Genomic DNA, 333 nt, shown 5'->3' on the forward strand with positions numbered 1-333 from the left:
GGTATATCTATCGTACCATCGGTATTAATTGACACACCTGTTAATCCTCCATCATTAGTGATACTGATGTTATCTGCGATATTACCATCGGTTGCAGCAACACCATCGGCTGTATCTGTTCCATTTCCATTATCGTCAAACACGCTTGCTGTTGTTCCACCTGTAGCAGCATCAATTGGTGTTCCGCTGAAATCGTCATTCTCTGCATTGATGCTTGGATCAACTTCGATAGTAACATCAGCTGTATCACAAATAGTATTATCTACATCTAAACATATTTGGTACGTTACTGTATATGTTCCTGCAGTTGTTCCTGCTGGCACATCTATAGTA

1 pseudogene is annotated in these 333 nt (G+C 40.2%); it reads right to left on the reverse strand.

Features of this window, described 5'->3' with window-relative positions:
• Positions 1-333: pseudogene (locus tag Q0951_RS17060) on the reverse strand (hypothetical protein); the annotation flags it as partial.

It is taken from the genome of uncultured Psychroserpens sp. (genome assembly GCF_947501425.1).
Classification (GTDB): domain Bacteria; phylum Bacteroidota; class Bacteroidia; order Flavobacteriales; family Flavobacteriaceae; genus Psychroserpens.